The organism is Nitrosomonas oligotropha, assembly GCF_900106555.1.
Classification (GTDB): Bacteria; Pseudomonadota; Gammaproteobacteria; order Burkholderiales; family Nitrosomonadaceae; genus Nitrosomonas; species Nitrosomonas oligotropha_A.
In genome coordinates, this window is record NZ_FNOE01000045.1 from 1 (window position 1) to 15,740 (window position 15,740).

At 50.5% G+C, this 15,740-nt stretch carries 16 protein-coding genes and 1 riboswitch; of the genes, 6 read left to right on the plus strand and 10 right to left on the minus strand.

Features of this window, described 5'->3' with window-relative positions; all coding sequences use genetic code 11:
• The first annotated feature begins 227 nt into the window (after positions 1-227).
• Together BLU57_RS14625 and BLU57_RS14630 are read left to right on the plus strand one after the other, a co-directional pair.
• The gene (locus BLU57_RS14625; RefSeq protein WP_090322479.1) at positions 228-629 is read left to right on the plus strand and encodes a copper resistance CopC family protein; all 402 of its coding nucleotides are present in this window, start codon (positions 228-230) and stop codon (positions 627-629) included.
• Positions 630-691: 62 nt separating this feature from the next.
• The gene (locus BLU57_RS14630) at positions 692-2,668 is read left to right on the plus strand and encodes a CopD family protein (RefSeq protein ID WP_256334436.1); all 1,977 of its coding nucleotides are present in this window, start codon (positions 692-694) and stop codon (positions 2,666-2,668) included.
• A 91-nt stretch (positions 2,669-2,759) separates the two neighbouring features.
• Here BLU57_RS14630 and cobC read toward each other — a convergent pair whose 3' ends face one another.
• From cobC to btuB, 8 genes are all read right to left on the minus strand, one after another.
• A complete protein-coding gene (gene cobC, locus BLU57_RS14635) occupies positions 2,760-3,356 on the minus strand; it encodes an alpha-ribazole phosphatase (RefSeq protein WP_090322485.1) in 597 nt (198 codons plus the stop codon).
• Positions 3,357-3,360: 4 nt separating this feature from the next.
• Positions 3,361-4,434 (minus strand): nicotinate-nucleotide--dimethylbenzimidazole phosphoribosyltransferase, encoded by a 1,074-nt coding sequence (gene cobT / locus BLU57_RS14640; RefSeq protein ID WP_090322487.1) that lies wholly within the window; start codon positions 4,432-4,434, stop codon positions 3,361-3,363.
• Positions 4,431-4,961, minus strand: a complete 531-nt coding sequence (gene cobU, locus BLU57_RS14645) for a bifunctional adenosylcobinamide kinase/adenosylcobinamide-phosphate guanylyltransferase (RefSeq protein ID WP_090322489.1) — start codon at positions 4,959-4,961, stop codon at positions 4,431-4,433. The genes cobT and cobU overlap by 4 nt, the downstream gene beginning before the upstream one ends.
• Complete coding sequence (locus tag BLU57_RS14650) at positions 4,958-6,439, minus strand: cobyric acid synthase (protein ID WP_090322491.1); 1,482 nt, start codon at positions 6,437-6,439, stop codon at positions 4,958-4,960. Before BLU57_RS14650 ends, cobU begins: the two co-directional genes overlap by 4 nt.
• Before the next feature lie 102 nt (positions 6,440-6,541).
• The gene (gene bluB, locus BLU57_RS14655; RefSeq protein WP_090322493.1) at positions 6,542-7,207 is read right to left on the minus strand and encodes a 5,6-dimethylbenzimidazole synthase; all 666 of its coding nucleotides are present in this window, start codon (positions 7,205-7,207) and stop codon (positions 6,542-6,544) included.
• A 4-nt stretch (positions 7,208-7,211) separates the two neighbouring features.
• Positions 7,212-7,817, minus strand: coding sequence for a cob(I)yrinic acid a,c-diamide adenosyltransferase (gene cobO, locus BLU57_RS14660; RefSeq protein WP_090322496.1), 606 nt, complete (start codon positions 7,815-7,817; stop codon positions 7,212-7,214).
• 4 nt (positions 7,818-7,821) lie between these two features.
• Positions 7,822-8,403, minus strand: a complete 582-nt coding sequence (locus BLU57_RS14665; RefSeq protein ID WP_090322497.1) for a hypothetical protein — start codon at positions 8,401-8,403, stop codon at positions 7,822-7,824.
• A 15-nt stretch (positions 8,404-8,418) separates the two neighbouring features.
• Positions 8,419-10,266, minus strand: a complete 1,848-nt coding sequence (gene btuB, locus BLU57_RS14670) for a TonB-dependent vitamin B12 receptor (protein WP_090322499.1) — start codon at positions 10,264-10,266, stop codon at positions 8,419-8,421.
• Positions 10,267-10,399: 133 nt separating this feature from the next.
• Positions 10,400-10,618: riboswitch (cobalamin riboswitch) on the minus strand.
• Positions 10,619-10,937: 319 nt separating this feature from the next.
• Here btuB and BLU57_RS14675 point away from each other — a divergent pair.
• From BLU57_RS14675 to BLU57_RS14685, 3 genes are read left to right on the plus strand one after another with little or no spacing between them, the layout of a single operon-like run.
• The gene (locus BLU57_RS14675; protein ID WP_176776465.1) at positions 10,938-11,795 is read left to right on the plus strand and encodes an efflux RND transporter periplasmic adaptor subunit; all 858 of its coding nucleotides are present in this window, start codon (positions 10,938-10,940) and stop codon (positions 11,793-11,795) included.
• Positions 11,792-12,961: an ABC transporter permease DevC gene (gene devC / locus BLU57_RS14680; RefSeq protein ID WP_090322505.1), complete on the plus strand. Its 1,170-nt coding sequence runs from the start codon at positions 11,792-11,794 to the stop codon at positions 12,959-12,961. The genes BLU57_RS14675 and devC overlap by 4 nt, the downstream gene beginning before the upstream one ends.
• Positions 12,961-13,638: an ATP-binding cassette domain-containing protein gene (locus tag BLU57_RS14685; protein ID WP_090322508.1), complete on the plus strand. Its 678-nt coding sequence runs from the start codon at positions 12,961-12,963 to the stop codon at positions 13,636-13,638. The genes devC and BLU57_RS14685 overlap by 1 nt, the downstream gene beginning before the upstream one ends.
• A gap of 71 nt (positions 13,639-13,709) precedes the next feature.
• Here BLU57_RS14685 and BLU57_RS14690 read toward each other — a convergent pair whose 3' ends face one another.
• Positions 13,710-14,756, minus strand: coding sequence for a transglutaminase-like domain-containing protein (locus tag BLU57_RS14690; protein WP_371113175.1), 1,047 nt, complete (start codon positions 14,754-14,756; stop codon positions 13,710-13,712).
• 138 nt (positions 14,757-14,894) lie between these two features.
• On the opposite strand from BLU57_RS14690, the gene BLU57_RS14695 reads away from it, so the two are divergent.
• Positions 14,895-15,590: an alpha/beta hydrolase gene (locus BLU57_RS14695; RefSeq protein ID WP_256206322.1), complete on the plus strand. Its 696-nt coding sequence runs from the start codon at positions 14,895-14,897 to the stop codon at positions 15,588-15,590.
• A 21-nt stretch (positions 15,591-15,611) separates the two neighbouring features.
• Here the strand turns inward: BLU57_RS14695 and BLU57_RS14700 are convergent, their stop codons facing one another.
• The gene (locus tag BLU57_RS14700) at positions 15,612-15,728 is read right to left on the minus strand and encodes a sugar transferase (RefSeq protein ID WP_371113171.1); all 117 of its coding nucleotides are present in this window, start codon (positions 15,726-15,728) and stop codon (positions 15,612-15,614) included.
• Positions 15,729-15,740: the final 12 nt, after the last annotated feature.

The window sequence follows — 15,740 nt, forward strand, 5'->3', positions numbered from 1 at the left end:
GGTGAAGGCCGTCCGACCCCGAAAGTAGCGATTATTGCACCGGTTGTATTGGTCCTCGCTGTTGCCGCTTTCTTCTTCTTGCGGAAGCGTAAACCTGCTAATCAAAACCCAGCGTAGTTACATCGAATGCTGGTGTGAAATTAAGGATGAGTTGCGTATTGAACTCATCCTTGCTGGTAGAATCTAACAGCGAAAATATATTTAATCTGAAAAATTGAGAGGAAACTGTGCAAGATAAGCGATCAATACAGTTTGTTATTAAAAAGATAGCAGTGCTTGCTTCTCTGGTGATAATGTTTTCTTTTGCGTTTCAAGCAAAATCAGTGATGGCGCATGCAGCGCTGGTTAAATCCGATCCGCCCAGAAGGGCTACACTCTCTATATCACCCAAACAAGTACGGCTTTGGTTTAATGAAAAAATAGAAGGGTCTTATGCAGCCGTTACCGTACTCGACTCCAATAAGCATTCAATAACTGAAAATAACCCTGAAAGCGTTGCAGATGACCCAAAATCTGTCGTCTTGAGCTTACCGCAACTAGGATCTGGACGTTACACTGTGAAATATCGTGTGATGTCGGTTGATGGGCATGTTATTGAATCAAGTTTTGATTTCAATGTAAAAGAATAAAATGTAGCAAAATGGTAGAAGTTATCGCAGCAATTGCACGTTGGTTTCAACTTGCAGCAAACATGATTTTATTGGGTAGCTGTATCTTTCTAGCTATCGCCAATACCGGGAAAAGAATCCATCCGGAAACATGGATTGTACGACTGGAACGTTTGTTCACGTGGCTGGCTATCAGTATTCCCATCGGTCTTGTGGTAATGTTGATGACATCCTTAGTTCAAATTACCGGGAATGTCGGTAATCTATGGCAGCAAGATGTTTGGTTAGGATTCATCAGCGATAAGCGCGTTGGTCAAATATGGAGCTGGCGTACATTATCTGCGCTAATGCTGTTACTCGTCATTGTTTTACTTCGTAAATCTCCCAAAACCCGCTGGCAGTACATTTTGATTGCTTTTGCTGCAACTCTGCCTCTGATCGCAGGCTCACTAGCAAGTCATGCTGCGGCTGAAGGATTATCCGTATTGGCGGTTTTGCCTTATGCTTTGCATATTATTCTAGCTGGTATTTGGTTTGGAGCATTACCGGCTTTTTTGCTATTGATTTATGAGAATAACAAAAATGCTAAGGCTAAATCTGGCAATGCGCCGGAATATAAAACGCTGATGCGGTTCTCATCAATCGCATTACCGGTGATGCTATTGATTATTTTGACCGGAATCACCGTGGCCGATCGTATCTTTGACGGCTTTTATGCTGCGCTTGTTGCGACACCCTACGGCTGGTTGCTTAGCATCAAGATATTTATCCTCAGTATCATTCTCTTAATCGCAGCGCGAGTCCGTGCGCATTGGTTGCCGTTATTAGCAAGCGATTCGCAATCTGATAATACGAATCCTGGCAAAACAGGGATGAGGAAGTGGGTGCGCATTGAATTCATTCTGGCATTGCTATTACTATTCCTGGCAACTGTAATTGCCAATACTATGCCGGTAAAGCACGCGCTGATTGAAAATTGGCCCTTCCCATTCCGGTTTTCGATTCTGGCAACCTGGGATAAGCCGAATGTGGCCATTCAAGTATGGATTGGAGTTTTCATTCTGATATTAGCGGCAGGAGCAATTCAGTTCGGCCAGCTCCGCAACTGGGGATTCAAGCGTTTGATCGGTGTTCCTGGGCTATTGCTGGCATCCGGTCTTGCCATTGCTTTGCCGCCATTGGTAATCCAAGCGTATCCTGAAACCTATCGTAGACCGTCAGTGCCTTTTGACGTAATTTCTATAACCAATGGTGCCGCTTTATTCAATCAGCACTGCGTTGAATGCCATGGTTATCAAGGAATGGGCAATGGTATCAAGTCACGAACGCTGTCGACAAAACTACCCGATCTGTTGATCGAACCGCATACCACAGAGCATACACCGGGAGATTTCTACAATTGGATTAGCTATGGAATGGTTAATACCGATATGCCGGGTTATGCGGAAAAAATATCCGAAGAGGATCGCTGGGATCTGGTGAACTATGTGCATGCATTATCGAGAGGTTATCAGGCGCGGATTCTAACACCGGAAATCATACCCAATAAAGCCTATGTAAAACCGCCGTTCTTTTCGTATACGGAAAATAATAGCAACAGCGGCTCGCTGCAGGATTTTCGCGGGCATAAAGCCGTCTTACTGGTTATTTTCTCATGGCCGCAATCGCAGGATCGTATCGAGCAATTAAAGCAAGCGTATGACCGCCTAAGTGAGCAAAATATCGCTGTATTAGCAGTACCGGCAAATGAGCTTGCCGCCACTGAGGTAACTCAAATCGCGGCTGAATTGCCGTTCCCGGCTGTTACGCAGGGCGCGTCCGAGATTGCTGCCAGCTATGCATTATCGCGCCGGACGTTGACGCATCCGGATATTATCGGGAAGGGGAAAAATCCGGATCATATGGAATTTCTCATTGACCGGAACGGTTATATGCGCGCGCGCTGGATACCGTCAATAGATCAAACCGGTTGGTCCGATATCGATAAGTTATATCAGCAAATCAATCTGCTGAATCGTGAGAATATGAAAGTGCCTTATCCGGAAGATTTCGTCCGCTAACCGGTTGCTATTCGCTGAACCGCAAGAATAGCAACGACAGAGCAGTGCTGCGGTAAACCACGTCGTTGCACGAATACATAAATGCTTTGTATCATAGAGAAGAATTAGGATCGAGCCTGACATGACAGGCTTTAGTATGATCGATCTCCACATGCCGGATGCTGGCGTGACGCACATCAATATCGAGGACGCGTTTGAGCGGATGCTGCAGAATATGGCAGACGATCATTCGGATGACACCGCCATGTGTGATCAATAAAACCTTCTTTCCGTGAAATTTCTGTTGTATATCTTCCCAAGCTGATAAAACACGTGCCTCGAAATCCAGCAAATGTTCGCCATTGGGCGGCGGGTAATCGAAGGGATTTTGCCAGAAGCGGGATAAAGCACAGACATCCGTGTGCATCAATTCAGCGCTGGATCGATCTTCCCAATCACCAAAATGTATTTCCCGGATACGATCATCCTGAGTGACGGGAATCGAATAATGTTCCTCAATAGCATGCGCAAAGTCCGCACATCTTGCTAAAGGCGAAGTAACGATATGCTGCCATTGCGTCGATTGACTGTTAACGGCATGCCACATTTGTGTCCAACCGAGCGCGGTCAACGGATAATTCGTGCTGCCGCAATAACGCTGACTGTTTTCTGTTACGCCATGCCGCAGTAAATCAATTGAGGTCGTCAAGATACTAAGAAAGCTCGCTTTGTTGCGAAACCTGCGCTTCGGAAAAAGTCGCCATTTCATTATGCAACTTGCACGCCATACGCAACAGATTCAGTGTGACGGCTGCGCCGCTGCCTTCTCCAAGACGCATCTGTAAATCGATGAGCGGATCGGCGCTGAGTGCTTTAAGCACGAGTGCGTGTCCCAGTTCGGAAGATTGATGGGAGAAAATAAACCAATCTTTACATCCCGGAGTAATATGCTCGGCCGTCAATGCCGCGACTGTACTGATAAATCCGTCAATCAGCAGTGGCAAGCCTAGTTGAGCGCCATGGATATAAGCCCCCGTCAATGCGGCAATCTCAAATCCGCCAACGCGGCGCAATGCGTCCAAGGGCGAATCCGTTTGCGGCCGGTGCAATGATAATGCGCGCGCGATGATTGTTATTTTATGCGCGATGCCTTGTTCATCCAATCCGGTGCCTCGTCCGGTCAGCCGTTCCGGTTGCTCATTCAGTAGAAGACACGCCAACGCGGTGGCGCTGGCGGTATTGCCGATCCCCATTTCCCCGCCGATAAAGAGCTGCTGACCGGTTTGCTGTGCATGTTCAGTGGTTTCAAAACCCGCTTGGAATGCTTGACTCAATTGTTCCCAGGTCATCGCGGGCTGATGAACAAAATTGGCCGTGCCCGCCCCTAAATGACAATGCCGCACATGGGCCAATGCTTGCGTATCATGTACTGTTCCCAAGTTAATGATCTCCAGCGAAGCATTCAATGCGCGCGCCAGAACATTGATGGCTGCGCCGCCGCGCGTGAAGTTTCTGATCATCTCACCGGTGACCGATTGCGGAAACGCTGAAACACCTTCGGCGGCAACCCCATGATCGGCGGCAAATATGGCGATGTGCACGCGATCGGCACCGGGCTGCAATGTATTTTGCAGCGCAGCAAGCCGGATGGCGAATTCTTCCAAACGACCGAGAGAGCCGGGTGGCTTGGTGAGTTGTGTTTGGCGTTGCTCGGCCAATTGGCGCATTTCCTGGTTGGTAACGGCCGGTGGAGTGCTTAGCCAATGAAGAGCAGCCGGTTGCGTCATATTGACTCTCCTTTAAGCACCAGAGGCAGACCGGCAACGGTTAAAATGACTTGATCGCAGTGTTGCGCCACTTCCTGGTGTAATTTACCGGCTTCGTCACAATAGCGGCGGCTCAATTCCCCCATCGGGATAATGCCCATGTTCGTTTCATTGCTGACCAAAATCAGTTTGTTGGTTACCAAGGAGAGGGCGGTGAGGAATGCCGCGCGTTCGGCATCGAATCGCTCGACTTCCGGGTGGATCAACCAATTCGTCAACCAGAGTGTCAAGCAATCAATCAATAAACAACACTCGTTGTCGGCATGTTGCGTCAATACGGAAGCCAATTGCAGAGGTTCCTCGATGACTTGCCAGTGATTAGGTCGCCGCGCCTGGTGCGCAGCAATTCTTGCGTGCATTTCGTCGTCCTCGCTGGTGGCGGTGGCGATGTATATGACCGGCAATTGACTCTCCAGCGCCAAGCGTTCGGCTAACCGGCTTTTGCCGGAACGTACACCACCCAGAATCAAAGTCCGGACGGATGTCATGATATCCGCACAGGCAGATTGAGCAATCGGTTCAATCGTGTGGTATCCAGGTATTGCTCGACACAATCGGCTAACCGCTCAATTGCGGCATTACATATCGACGGGTAATCCGGCATGCTGTGTTGATCAACCAGTCCTGCCCAGGTCAGTAATTCGTGGCAAGCGGCAGCGGATGTGAAAATGCCATGCAAATATGTTCCTGCGATCAAACCATCATCGCTGATTGCGCCATCCTGACTTTGCGTTAAATGGATAAGCGATTGATAGCGTGTGTGATAAGTGGTGATTCCCGCATGGATCTCATAACCTGTTACGGCCGCATTGTTCAAAGATAAGCGCCCCTGGCCATTGCGCAGAATTTTGTCCGCTGCCAGTGTTGTTTCCATATCAAAAAAAGCGAATCCTGGGGTGCTACCGGCATCGCCTTCAAGACCGATAGGATCATGAATCCATTTGCCGAGCATTTGGAAACCGCCGCAAATGCCCAGCAATTTCCCGCCGTAGCGTAAATGATGGTAGATTGCTGGTTCCCAACCTTGCTGGCGTAACCAATCCAAATCCGCGCATACGCTTTTTGAGCCTGGCAGGATGATCAAGTCCGCTGGCGGAATGGTTTCACCGGGACCGATAAATTGCACGTGAACATGCGGATGCAACCGCAACGGATCGAAATCGGTGTGATTGCTGATACGCGGTAGTGCAGGGACGATGATCCGGAAGAGTTTCTGCTCCGGCGATACGGTTGAAGCAGCGGAGCCGGGCAAAGCGTCTTCGGCTTCCAGGTGCAAGCCCTGCAGGTAAGGCAATACACCCAACACCGGTTTGCCGGTATATTGCTCCAGCCATTCCAATCCGGGATCGAGCAATTTTTTATCACCGCGGAAACGGTTAATGACAAAACCTTGAATGCGCGCTTGTTCGCTTTCGCTCAATAATGCCAATGTGCCGGCGAAGTGTGCGAATACACCGCCGCGGTCGATATCGGCAATGAGAATGACCGGACAGTCGACCGCTTCGGCAAAGCCCATATTGGCAATATCGTGGGCACGTAGATTAATTTCCGCTGGCGAACCCGCGCCCTCGGCTATGATCCGCTCGTATTGATTACTGAGCCGCGTATGCGACTCCAGCACCGCTTTTAGTGCAATCGATTTATAGTCGTGAAAAACGCCAGCGTCCATGGTGGCGATGGCATGACCGTGAATGATGATTTGCGCTCTTTTATCGGTGTTGGGTTTTAGCAATACCGGGTTCATGTCGGTATGCGGTGCCAGTCCGGCGGCAAGGGCTTGCACTGCCTGCGCCCGGCCGATTTCCCCGCCATCGGCGGTGACGACACTGTTAAGGGCCATATTCTGCGGTTTGAACGGCGCGACGCGAACACCTTGGCGTGACAGCCAGCGGCACAACGCCGTGACCAGCATGCTTTTGCCAGCATCTGACGTGGTACCCTGAACCATCAGTGTTTGCGTATTCATCGCGAGTGTTCTGCCAAGTTAGAGAATTGATGCTGAATGAGAGTCAAAGCGTGCCCCAAGTGCAGCCGTGTAGCCATGCGGAGGAAACAATCTGGGTAATACTCATTCCGGTGGTACCGCCGAATTGCTCCAACGATTGTGAAAAAGCAATTCCTGCAGCGGACGTTCTTCTGCCCAGCCTTGCAGCTTCAGCATCGGCGCGGGATAAAAAGCTTCGACATGGCCCAAGCATAAAATAGCGACCGGTTTACTACCGGCAGGCATGTCGAGTAATTCAGCCAGCTGCATGGGATCGAACAATGACACCCAGCCCATGCCCAATCCTTCGGCGCGTGCGGCCAGCCAAAAATTCTGGATCGCACAGGCGACTGAAGCCAGATCCATTTCGGGCAAAGTGCGGCGGCCAAAAATGTGTTGTTCGCGCCGGTCGCTCAATGCAACGACCAGCAGTTCTCCACATTCCAGAATACCGGCGACTTTCAAGCGCATGAATTCGTCGCTGCGTTCCGCCAGTGCAGCGGCGGTGCGGTGCCGCTCTTCTTCCACTTGGGCTGCGATAGTCGTGCGCAACTGCGGATCGGTGATGCGGATAAACCGCCATGGCTGCATCAAGCCGACACTGGGTGCTTGGTGGGCGGCGGCGAGCAGGCGCTTCAAAACAACGGGATTAACCGGATCGGGCAGAAAATGCCGCATGTCACGGCGTTCGGCGATCACGCGATAGATAGCGGCACGTTCACTGTCACTGAAGCGATGGTTATTATGCATAGCGCTACAGATCGATTCCTTTTTGCGCCTGAACACCCGCTCGGTAAGCGTGTTTGACGTCAGTCATTTCCGTGACGGTATCAGCCGCTTCACACAGCGCTTCGGGCGCGCCGCGCCCGGTAATGACGACATGCTGCATGGCTGGGCGGTTTTTCAGGTCATTCAGCACTACGGTTAAATCCAGCCAGCCGAATTTGAGCGGATAAGTCAATTCGTCGAGCACGATCAAATCCAGCGACGGGTCGCGCAGCATTTCCTGCACCACAGCCCAACCGCGCTGCGCGGTTTCCGTATCGCGTTCCAGGTTTTGCGTATCCCAGGTGAAACCTTCGCCCAGGACATGCCACACCACCTGATCTTGCTTGCGGAAAAAAGCCTCTTCACCGGTATCCGAGCGGCCTTTGATGAATTGCGCCACGCCGACGCGCATGCCGTGCCCCAGTGCCCGTGCCATCATACCGAAGGCCGAACTGGATTTGCCTTTGCCGTTGCCGGTGAGAATCAGCAATAAGCCTTGTTCGCGGTCGGCACGTGCAATCGCCTCATCAATCACTTCCTTTTTGCGCTGCATACGTGTGCGATAACGCTCTGCGCGTCCGGAATCGGTCATACCGTTATCCTGCCGAAGTGTTGCGTGAATTGAGTTGCTGCGCAATCACCGTAAACAGCACATGAATCACAGCGGCGATACCGGCATAAAATACGAAGGTTTCGATATACAGCGGGAAATATTTGATCAGTTGCGTACCGAATTCAGCGAAACTGGTTTCGGCAATGCGGCCGGAGAAAAAGTAAAACCCGCCGCCGGAAAATAATTCACACAGCATTAAACCGGTTACGATGCTAGCGGAAAGCGGCAGAACGGTGTTCCAGGCGAATTGGTGCCGCTTGGCATACCAGCGTCCGGCCAGCCATAACGACGCATAAGCCGGCAGTAAAAAGAAATAGGCCGGTGTCATGCAAAAATCACTGACACCACCCCAGGTAGTGGCGGCAACATCCAAGCCCCAGCCAAAGGCAAAGAATCCCAGCAACGGCCATGCGGAACGCAGATAAATGCCTGCCAGGAAGAAAACCGCCCAGGAAGCGTCAGCAAGGTTATACAAGGTGGCAAAATGATGGCTGCGGGTGAGCATCATTAAGCTTGCCAGTAGCAAGCCAATAGCGATTTGATGACGAGTGGATAAAGTCAGCATGTTTAACTCCTTATGTTAGGGTTGATAACGCAACATAGCGAAAAAATTCCGCCCTGGTTGATTGTAGAATGCAGCGGTTTGGTAGTTCTCATTAAATAAATTTTCAATCCGCCCTTGTAAGCGCCAATGCTTATTCAGATTATATTCGGCACGCAGGTCGAATTTGACGTAACTGTCCAGCTTGCGCGTGTTGGCCAGATCGTCATAGCGTTGGCCTTCGACCAATAGCATAGCGCCCAGCCGGTATTGGCCGAATTGCCGGTCGGCTTCCAACCGGAACGATTCTGCGGCGCGCCGTGGCAGTATATTACCGCGATTTGAGCCGGATGAACGATTTTCGGGATCCATCAGCGTCAGGTTGGTATTGAATTGCCAGCCTTTGATTTGCGTACTGAGTATGCCTTCAAAACCGCGAATACGCGCCTGATCGACGTTGGCGGGAGCGAAGATGCTGGCATCGTAAGCGATCAAGTGGTAGATGTGATTTTCATAGATATTCAACGACCAAGTTCCCCAAGTTGCATTGCCGCGCGTGCCAAACTCAAAACTGCGCGAATCTTCCGGACGTAGATGCGGATTGCTGAAGCCGGGAAAATACAATTCATTGAATGTCGGTGCTTTGAAGGCGCTACCAAAATTGGCCAGCAGGCGGACATTATCGGTGAGCGAGTAACCCCAGCCCGTGCCGCCGGTCACCCGGCTGCCGAATTGCTGGTTATCGTCATGCCGCAGCGACAACTGAAAATTATGTTTGGCAACGGTGGCTTGATGCTGCGCGAAAACACCCCAATTGGTACGTGAATTCACGGAAAAAGCTTCTGTGCTATTAATGTGATCTTTCTGATAATCCATGCCGATGGTCAGTAAGTTTTTCGGATTGATGGTGAAATCGTTCAATACCGAAATGGTATTGCGCGTGGTATTGAAGCGGGTTTGAAACAGCGTGTTGAGAAAATTATCGGTATCCTCACGGCTGCTGCCGCCGATCAGATTGATGCGCCAGAACTTGAGTGGCGAATAGCGCGCCGTGCCGCCAAAAACCTGCTGCATCACAATCCCTTTATTGACGAAGCCGCCGTCGAATTCGGTTTTGCCCGCGGATCGCATAAAATTGCCGTCGATTTCCAGTCCGTTTTGAAAACGGTACCCCGCGCGCGCGGAACCGGCGGTATTGCGGTAACCGTCCCGGTCGTATAACGTGGGATCGGACGAATCGACAAAGCAACCGGCATCGCTGGAGCCGTTACAGGCATTAAACCCGCGCGTGCCGATGCCGCTGGCGGTCATATTCAACCAACTTTGCTTGCCGCTGTACGCGAATCCGGTGGCGCCTTCCAAAGTTCCGTAACTACCGCCGCCGAAATTAAAATTCGGTTTAAATCCGCTGCCGCTGCCTTTGCGCGTAATAATATGAATCACGCCGCCGATGGCTTCGGAGCCGTATAGACTGGAGCGCGGGCCACGCACGATCTCAATGCGTTCAATCTGATCGACCGGAATGTTTTCAAATGCGGTCGTGCCCGATGTCGCGGAGCCTACTTTGATATTATCGATCATGACCAACACATGATCGGATTCGCTGCCGCGCATAAAAACCGCAGTGTTTTTACCGGCACCGCCATTGTTGGAAATGCTCATTCCTGGCACGCCACGGAATAAATCCTGAATCGAACGCGCCTGCTGACGCTCGATATCCTGGCGCGAAATCACCGTGACTGAAGCCAGCGAAGCATCGGCGGTTTGCGCCGTGCGCGTTGCAGTCACAATCACCGGTTTCTCCTGATGATCTTCATTCGCGGCATATGTATTCAGAGTCGTGCCGAGCCACAGCACAGCCATCGCCGCTAGACGGCATTTTTGCATGAGTTGATCCCTTCGCGCGCACCCGCGCGTTATCAATGATTAAGGAATGCGAAGGGAAATTGGAAATGGACAGAAAACCGGTTCGTGCAATGAAAACCGGTCAAAATGCCACTGATTGCCCGCCGCAATACCGTAGTAATGTTCACTTCGGGCCGGTCTCCGGACTCATGAGCGGAAGCTATTCCAAATCTGCGCCTTCCCGTGTTGTTACACAGTGGCATGATGCAGATGATTAACTCATTTACCGTTGCGGGGGCAGTGCCGGCATTGCCTGATTCGAATCAGACGCACCGGCTTCCCGTTTAACCTTCAAGAACGAAACCTTGAAGGCACCTGAAATGTGAGCGCGAAACATACCTGACCGCTGATGTATCTGTCAAGAAATTGTCTGTATTACGGGGTTGCCATCTTTATTCGATCCACCCATTTGCCGAATTGATTGCCTACATGGAATCGCCGATAAGAGTCGAAGTTATCCGGTGGTTATGAGATGCGTATGACGATTTCGTGTCCATTCATGCATAATCTTAATTTGTGCGGTATCGCGATGCTCGTTTAAACATGGACTGGTATGAAAAATACGGTGATCAGGTTTTTGAACGAATGGATCAAAATAAAAAATTCTATTTATGTACGTTAAAGTAAGTTGCTCTATTTTCGCTGCTATCAGCGTGATTCTATGCAGTTCTTATGCGCTGGCAGAAGCGGGATGCTCGCTTGATGCGAAGCTGGGCATTGGTGCATTGGGACGCATTGAGCCGCGTTCCCGAGTAATTAAAATTTCCCATAACGCGGGTCCCGAAGGTGCTCGTGTTGAACAGCTTTTTTTTCAGGAAACCGATCAAGTTAAAGCGGGCGATACATTAGCCATACTGTCCGATCATCTTAAGAAAAAAGCGCAAGTGGAAGCCGCCAGAGCGCGTATTAAGGTGCTGGAAGCACAGCGGGCTGTGGAGCAAGCCGCGCTCGCTTTCAATAAACGGGAATACCTGCGTTATCAATCATTGGAACATAGCTCCGCTACCAGTGTTTCGCTGGCCGATGCCAAACGGTTGGCGCTTGAACAATCTGGAATTCATCTGAAGCGCTTGTCGGCTGAGATTACACAAGCGCAATCTGAGCTGAAAATAAACGCAGCGGAACTGAGCAATACGCAAATTGTGGCGCCCATTGACGGTACCTTATTAAAAATTTTTGCTCGCCCGGGAGAACGGATTGGCGATAAGGGAGTGCTGGAAATGGCGGATTTGACCGAGCTGGATGTCGTTGCGGAGGTTTATGAATCGGATTTGCTGCGAATCAAGGCGGGTCAATCTGGATGTATCCATGCTGTGGGTTTCAAACGGCCCTATCTGGCGCAGGTGAGAGAACTGGGATTTCTCGTGCGGAAAAATGATTTGAACGATACTGATCCCTTAGCCGACCGGGATAATCGCATCATCGAAGTGCGTTTGACCCTTGAACCGGAGGCTGTGGCGGATTTGCGGCATCAGATTTTCCGGCAGGTTAGGGTGCGGATTACGCCGTGAATAAGCTGGCCTGGTTTTACTTTCCCGCCCGTTTGGCCTGGCGGCAGCTTATTTTTGACCGCTCCAAGCTGGTGGCTGCGATTTGCGGGGTATTGTTCGCGTGCGTCTTGGTGTTCATGCAGCTGGGTTTCAAGGATTCCTTGTACGCCAGCGCGGCTTCCGCACCGGTCAAATTGAGCGGTGATTTGTTTTTGATGCACAAGCAAAGCGAGGCCATGTGGCGGCCGATCCAGTTCAAGCGTAGTGAGTTGATGCGCGTACTGGGAAATCCGGCGGTTGCGGAAGCTTATCCGCTGTATCTCGGGTTGGCGCCGCTGAAGAATATTAAAACTCAGGTCAAGCGCACCTTGATGGTTTACGGTTTCGACCCGGATTCGCTGATCTTCAATCTCGATGAGATTAAAAATAAGCGGCATGAATTGCGGCTCAAGGATACGGTGCTGTTTGACGAATACTCCCGCCCGGAATTCGGCCCCATGCGTTCATTGCTCGAAGCGGGCCGGAATGTCACGGAAATTAACGATTATAAGGTGAACATCGTGGGCTTATTCCGCTTGGGCGTGTCGTTTGCCGCCGACGGCAATGTGATGACGAGCGATTTAAATTTTATGCGTATCTTTCCCAGAAGGAATCTTAGCGAGATCGACATGGGCGTCATCAAGCTCCATCCCGGCGCGCCGGTCCAGCAGGTCAAAGCGGAACTTAGAAGCCAGCTCAACGAGTTCGTGAATATTTTTAGCTATGAAGAATTGCTGAAATACGAGAAGGATTATTGGGCCAATACCGCGCCGATCGGGTTTATTTTCGGTTTCGGGACGGTCATGGGATGGGTGGTCGGTTTGGTGATTGTCTATCAAATTTTGTTTACCGATATCGCCAATCATCGCAACGAATTCGCCACGCTAAAAGCCATGGGCTATGAGCATGGTTATTTTGTCCGCTTGGTGTTTGCTTCGGCTTTTTTTCTGGCTGTGTTGGGGTTCATTCCGGGTTATGTGCTTTCCTTGGGGCTATACCACCTGGCTGAATCGCAAATGTACATGCCGATGCCGATGCTCTGGAGCAAGATAATCACGGTGTTTCTGTTTATTCTTTCCATGTGCGTCATGGCCGGGTTGCTGGCAATCCGTAAGCTGAAAGACGCCAATCCGGCGGATATGTTCTGATGCCGGCGGTCATCGATGTCGAGCACTTGGATTTCAGCTTTGGCAGCGGCGCGTTAACGCAGCCGGTGCTGAAAGACATCACCCTTTCCATCCGAAAAGGCGAGATCGTACTCATCACCGGGCCTTCCGGATCCGGTAAAACGACTTTTCTGACCATTATCGGCGGCCTGCGCCAAGCCTTTCACGGCAGCGTGAAAGTCCTCGATCAACAGCTCATCAATAGCAGCGAGCAGGTTAAAGTCAAAGCTCGGCAGCAGATCGGTTATATTTTTCAACAGCATAATTTGCTCAAGTCACTTTCGGCGTTGCAGAACGTCAGCATGACATTAGAAATGGGCAATGCGCTGACAGAGCAGCAAAGACGGGACCGCTCTGCGGAAGCGTTGATCGCAGTGGGGCTGGGGGATCGGCTTGATTACAAACCGGGGCAACTTTCAGGCGGGCAATTGCAACGTGTCTCGATCGCGCGTGCATTAGTCGGGCAGCCTAAAATCATCCTGGCCGATGAACCGACCGCATCGCTGGATAAGCAAAGCGGTTATGAAGCGGTCAGTCTGCTGAAACGATTAGCCAAAGAATCGCAAACCGCGATTCTTTTGGTCACGCATGATTATCGCATCCTGGATATCGCGGATCGTGTGGTGGAACTGGAAGACGGGGTGATTAAAAGTGTTTGATTAGCAGCTGATTGTGAAGCTTCCACTTTTTTATCCCAGTCCTTACCGATTGTTAAGAAATAACCATAGCGCTAAAACTTGGCGCCAGTGCCGACGAGTTCACCGGAAGTGATTTTGTATGAGAAGTTTTCATGATCCAGGCTATCCAAGAGTTTTCCGTCAATTTCCGCTTGTGGATACATGAAGAAAGGCAATTTGCTGGTGGCATTACCAGGATTCAGCGCGAGATCTTCGGCGTGATTGAATGTCAGCCAATTCATCTCCCAGCTGCCGAAGAATTTTTCTCTTAATTGCATGATTTTTGTATCGTCCAGCGGAAGTTTTTCTAGTTTGGATACTTGCCGTACATCGGACGGGTTGACCGGTATCCAACCGTGCCCGGCCAGAAAGAATTCCGCGCGGCAGTGTTGCGATTGACTGATGTCGCCATATTGTCCGATGGAATCGTGCAGGCTTGATTCATTGACACGAATCCCGTATTGGTTACGCGCGGGGATATTGGCCGCTCTGGCCAGCGCGACAAATAATGAATTCAGGTCAACGCACTTTCCGTTGAGTTCATTTTTCTCGAGCATGGCTCTGACATCGCCTTGACCGCGTCCGCGTGTGTTTTCATCGTATTGCGCATTATCGATTACCCAATCATAGATTGCTTTTGCTTGTTGTACTGTCGTTTCGGCATGCTTTTCTTTCAAAATGGCATGAGCGGTTTCACGCACAATGCCATTGGTCGGTTTCAAATGCGTCGGGTTAATATAATGCTTGATGCTATTGGGCAACGCTGAATTCTTGATAGCGGGATAATGCGCCAGATCAAAGGAATGATGAGATGTTTTTACAATGCAACTGACGCTGACATGGCGTTGGCCGCTTTTGGGTTTGCCATGCCATTCCGCCTTGAATGCCGGGAAGGGACTCGCACCGAGAGTGGAGAATGATGCCTTGCTCGCATTACCGCTCCAGTTACTGCCTTGTGTGAATTGAAAAGAGGAATCATTGGTGTCAGGAAGCGGGAGCCATAAACGGGCTGAATTACCTTTAGCCGGAAGATCGACTTGATAACTCAAGCGGTAACTGGTCCAGTTGCTGAAATCCGATGAGAGCAATTGCTTGGCCATTAAGGATGAAGCAGGGAAAGAGAGTACACTTGTGCCGATTAGTTTTATAAAATCCCTGCGTTTCATAACTTCCTTTATGGTGAATTCGTTGAGTTGCGGAATTTTATCTGATCGATTTTTTATGTCAATGCAATGTGAATGGGTATTTTTCTATCGATGAAGAAAGCAATTGATTTATTACCTGCTGTGGAAATTGAAACCGGCGGCTCACCGACGCATACCATTGTGTGGCTGCACGGTCTGGGAGCTGACGGTAATGATTTCGTACCGATCATCAATGAACTGACGCTGCCGCCCGGCGCATCGATTCGATTTGTTTTTCCGCATGCGCCGGAGCGTCCGGTCACGATTAATAATGGTTATGTCATGCGTGCCTGGTACGATATTTATCGCGCAGACTTTAACGATCCTGAGGATCAATCTGGTATCCGGGATTCACAAGAAGCATTGGATGCTTTGGTTGAAAGCGAGACGCAGCGCGGTATTCCTTCCGGTCATATCTTTCTCGCCGGGTTCTCGCAAGGCGGCGCAATGGCGTTGCAGACTGGGTTGCGTCAAAACAATCCGCTGGGCGGCATTATCGCCTTGTCATGTTATTCGCCGCTCGCGGAGACTCTCGCAGTGGAAGCCCACGTGGCAAATGCAACGACACCGGTATTCATGGCGCATGGTATTTACGATCCGGTAATACCGCTCTCGCATGCTGCGGCGTCTCGCGATAAATTGCTGGCAGCCGATTATCCGCTGGAATGGCATGAATACCCCATGGCGCATAGTGTATGCGAAGCGGAAATTACAGATATCAGCCGCTGGTTGCGGCATATCATTGGTTAGTGATTCTCCTAGCGGTTGAAGCTAGTAAGCATTATCTTTTTTGAGCACGATCCATACGGTTTTGAAGATGATCCAGAGGTCGAGCCAGATGGACCAGTTTTTGAGGTAATAGAGATCGTGCTCGATGCGGGCTTTCATTTTTTCCAGCAC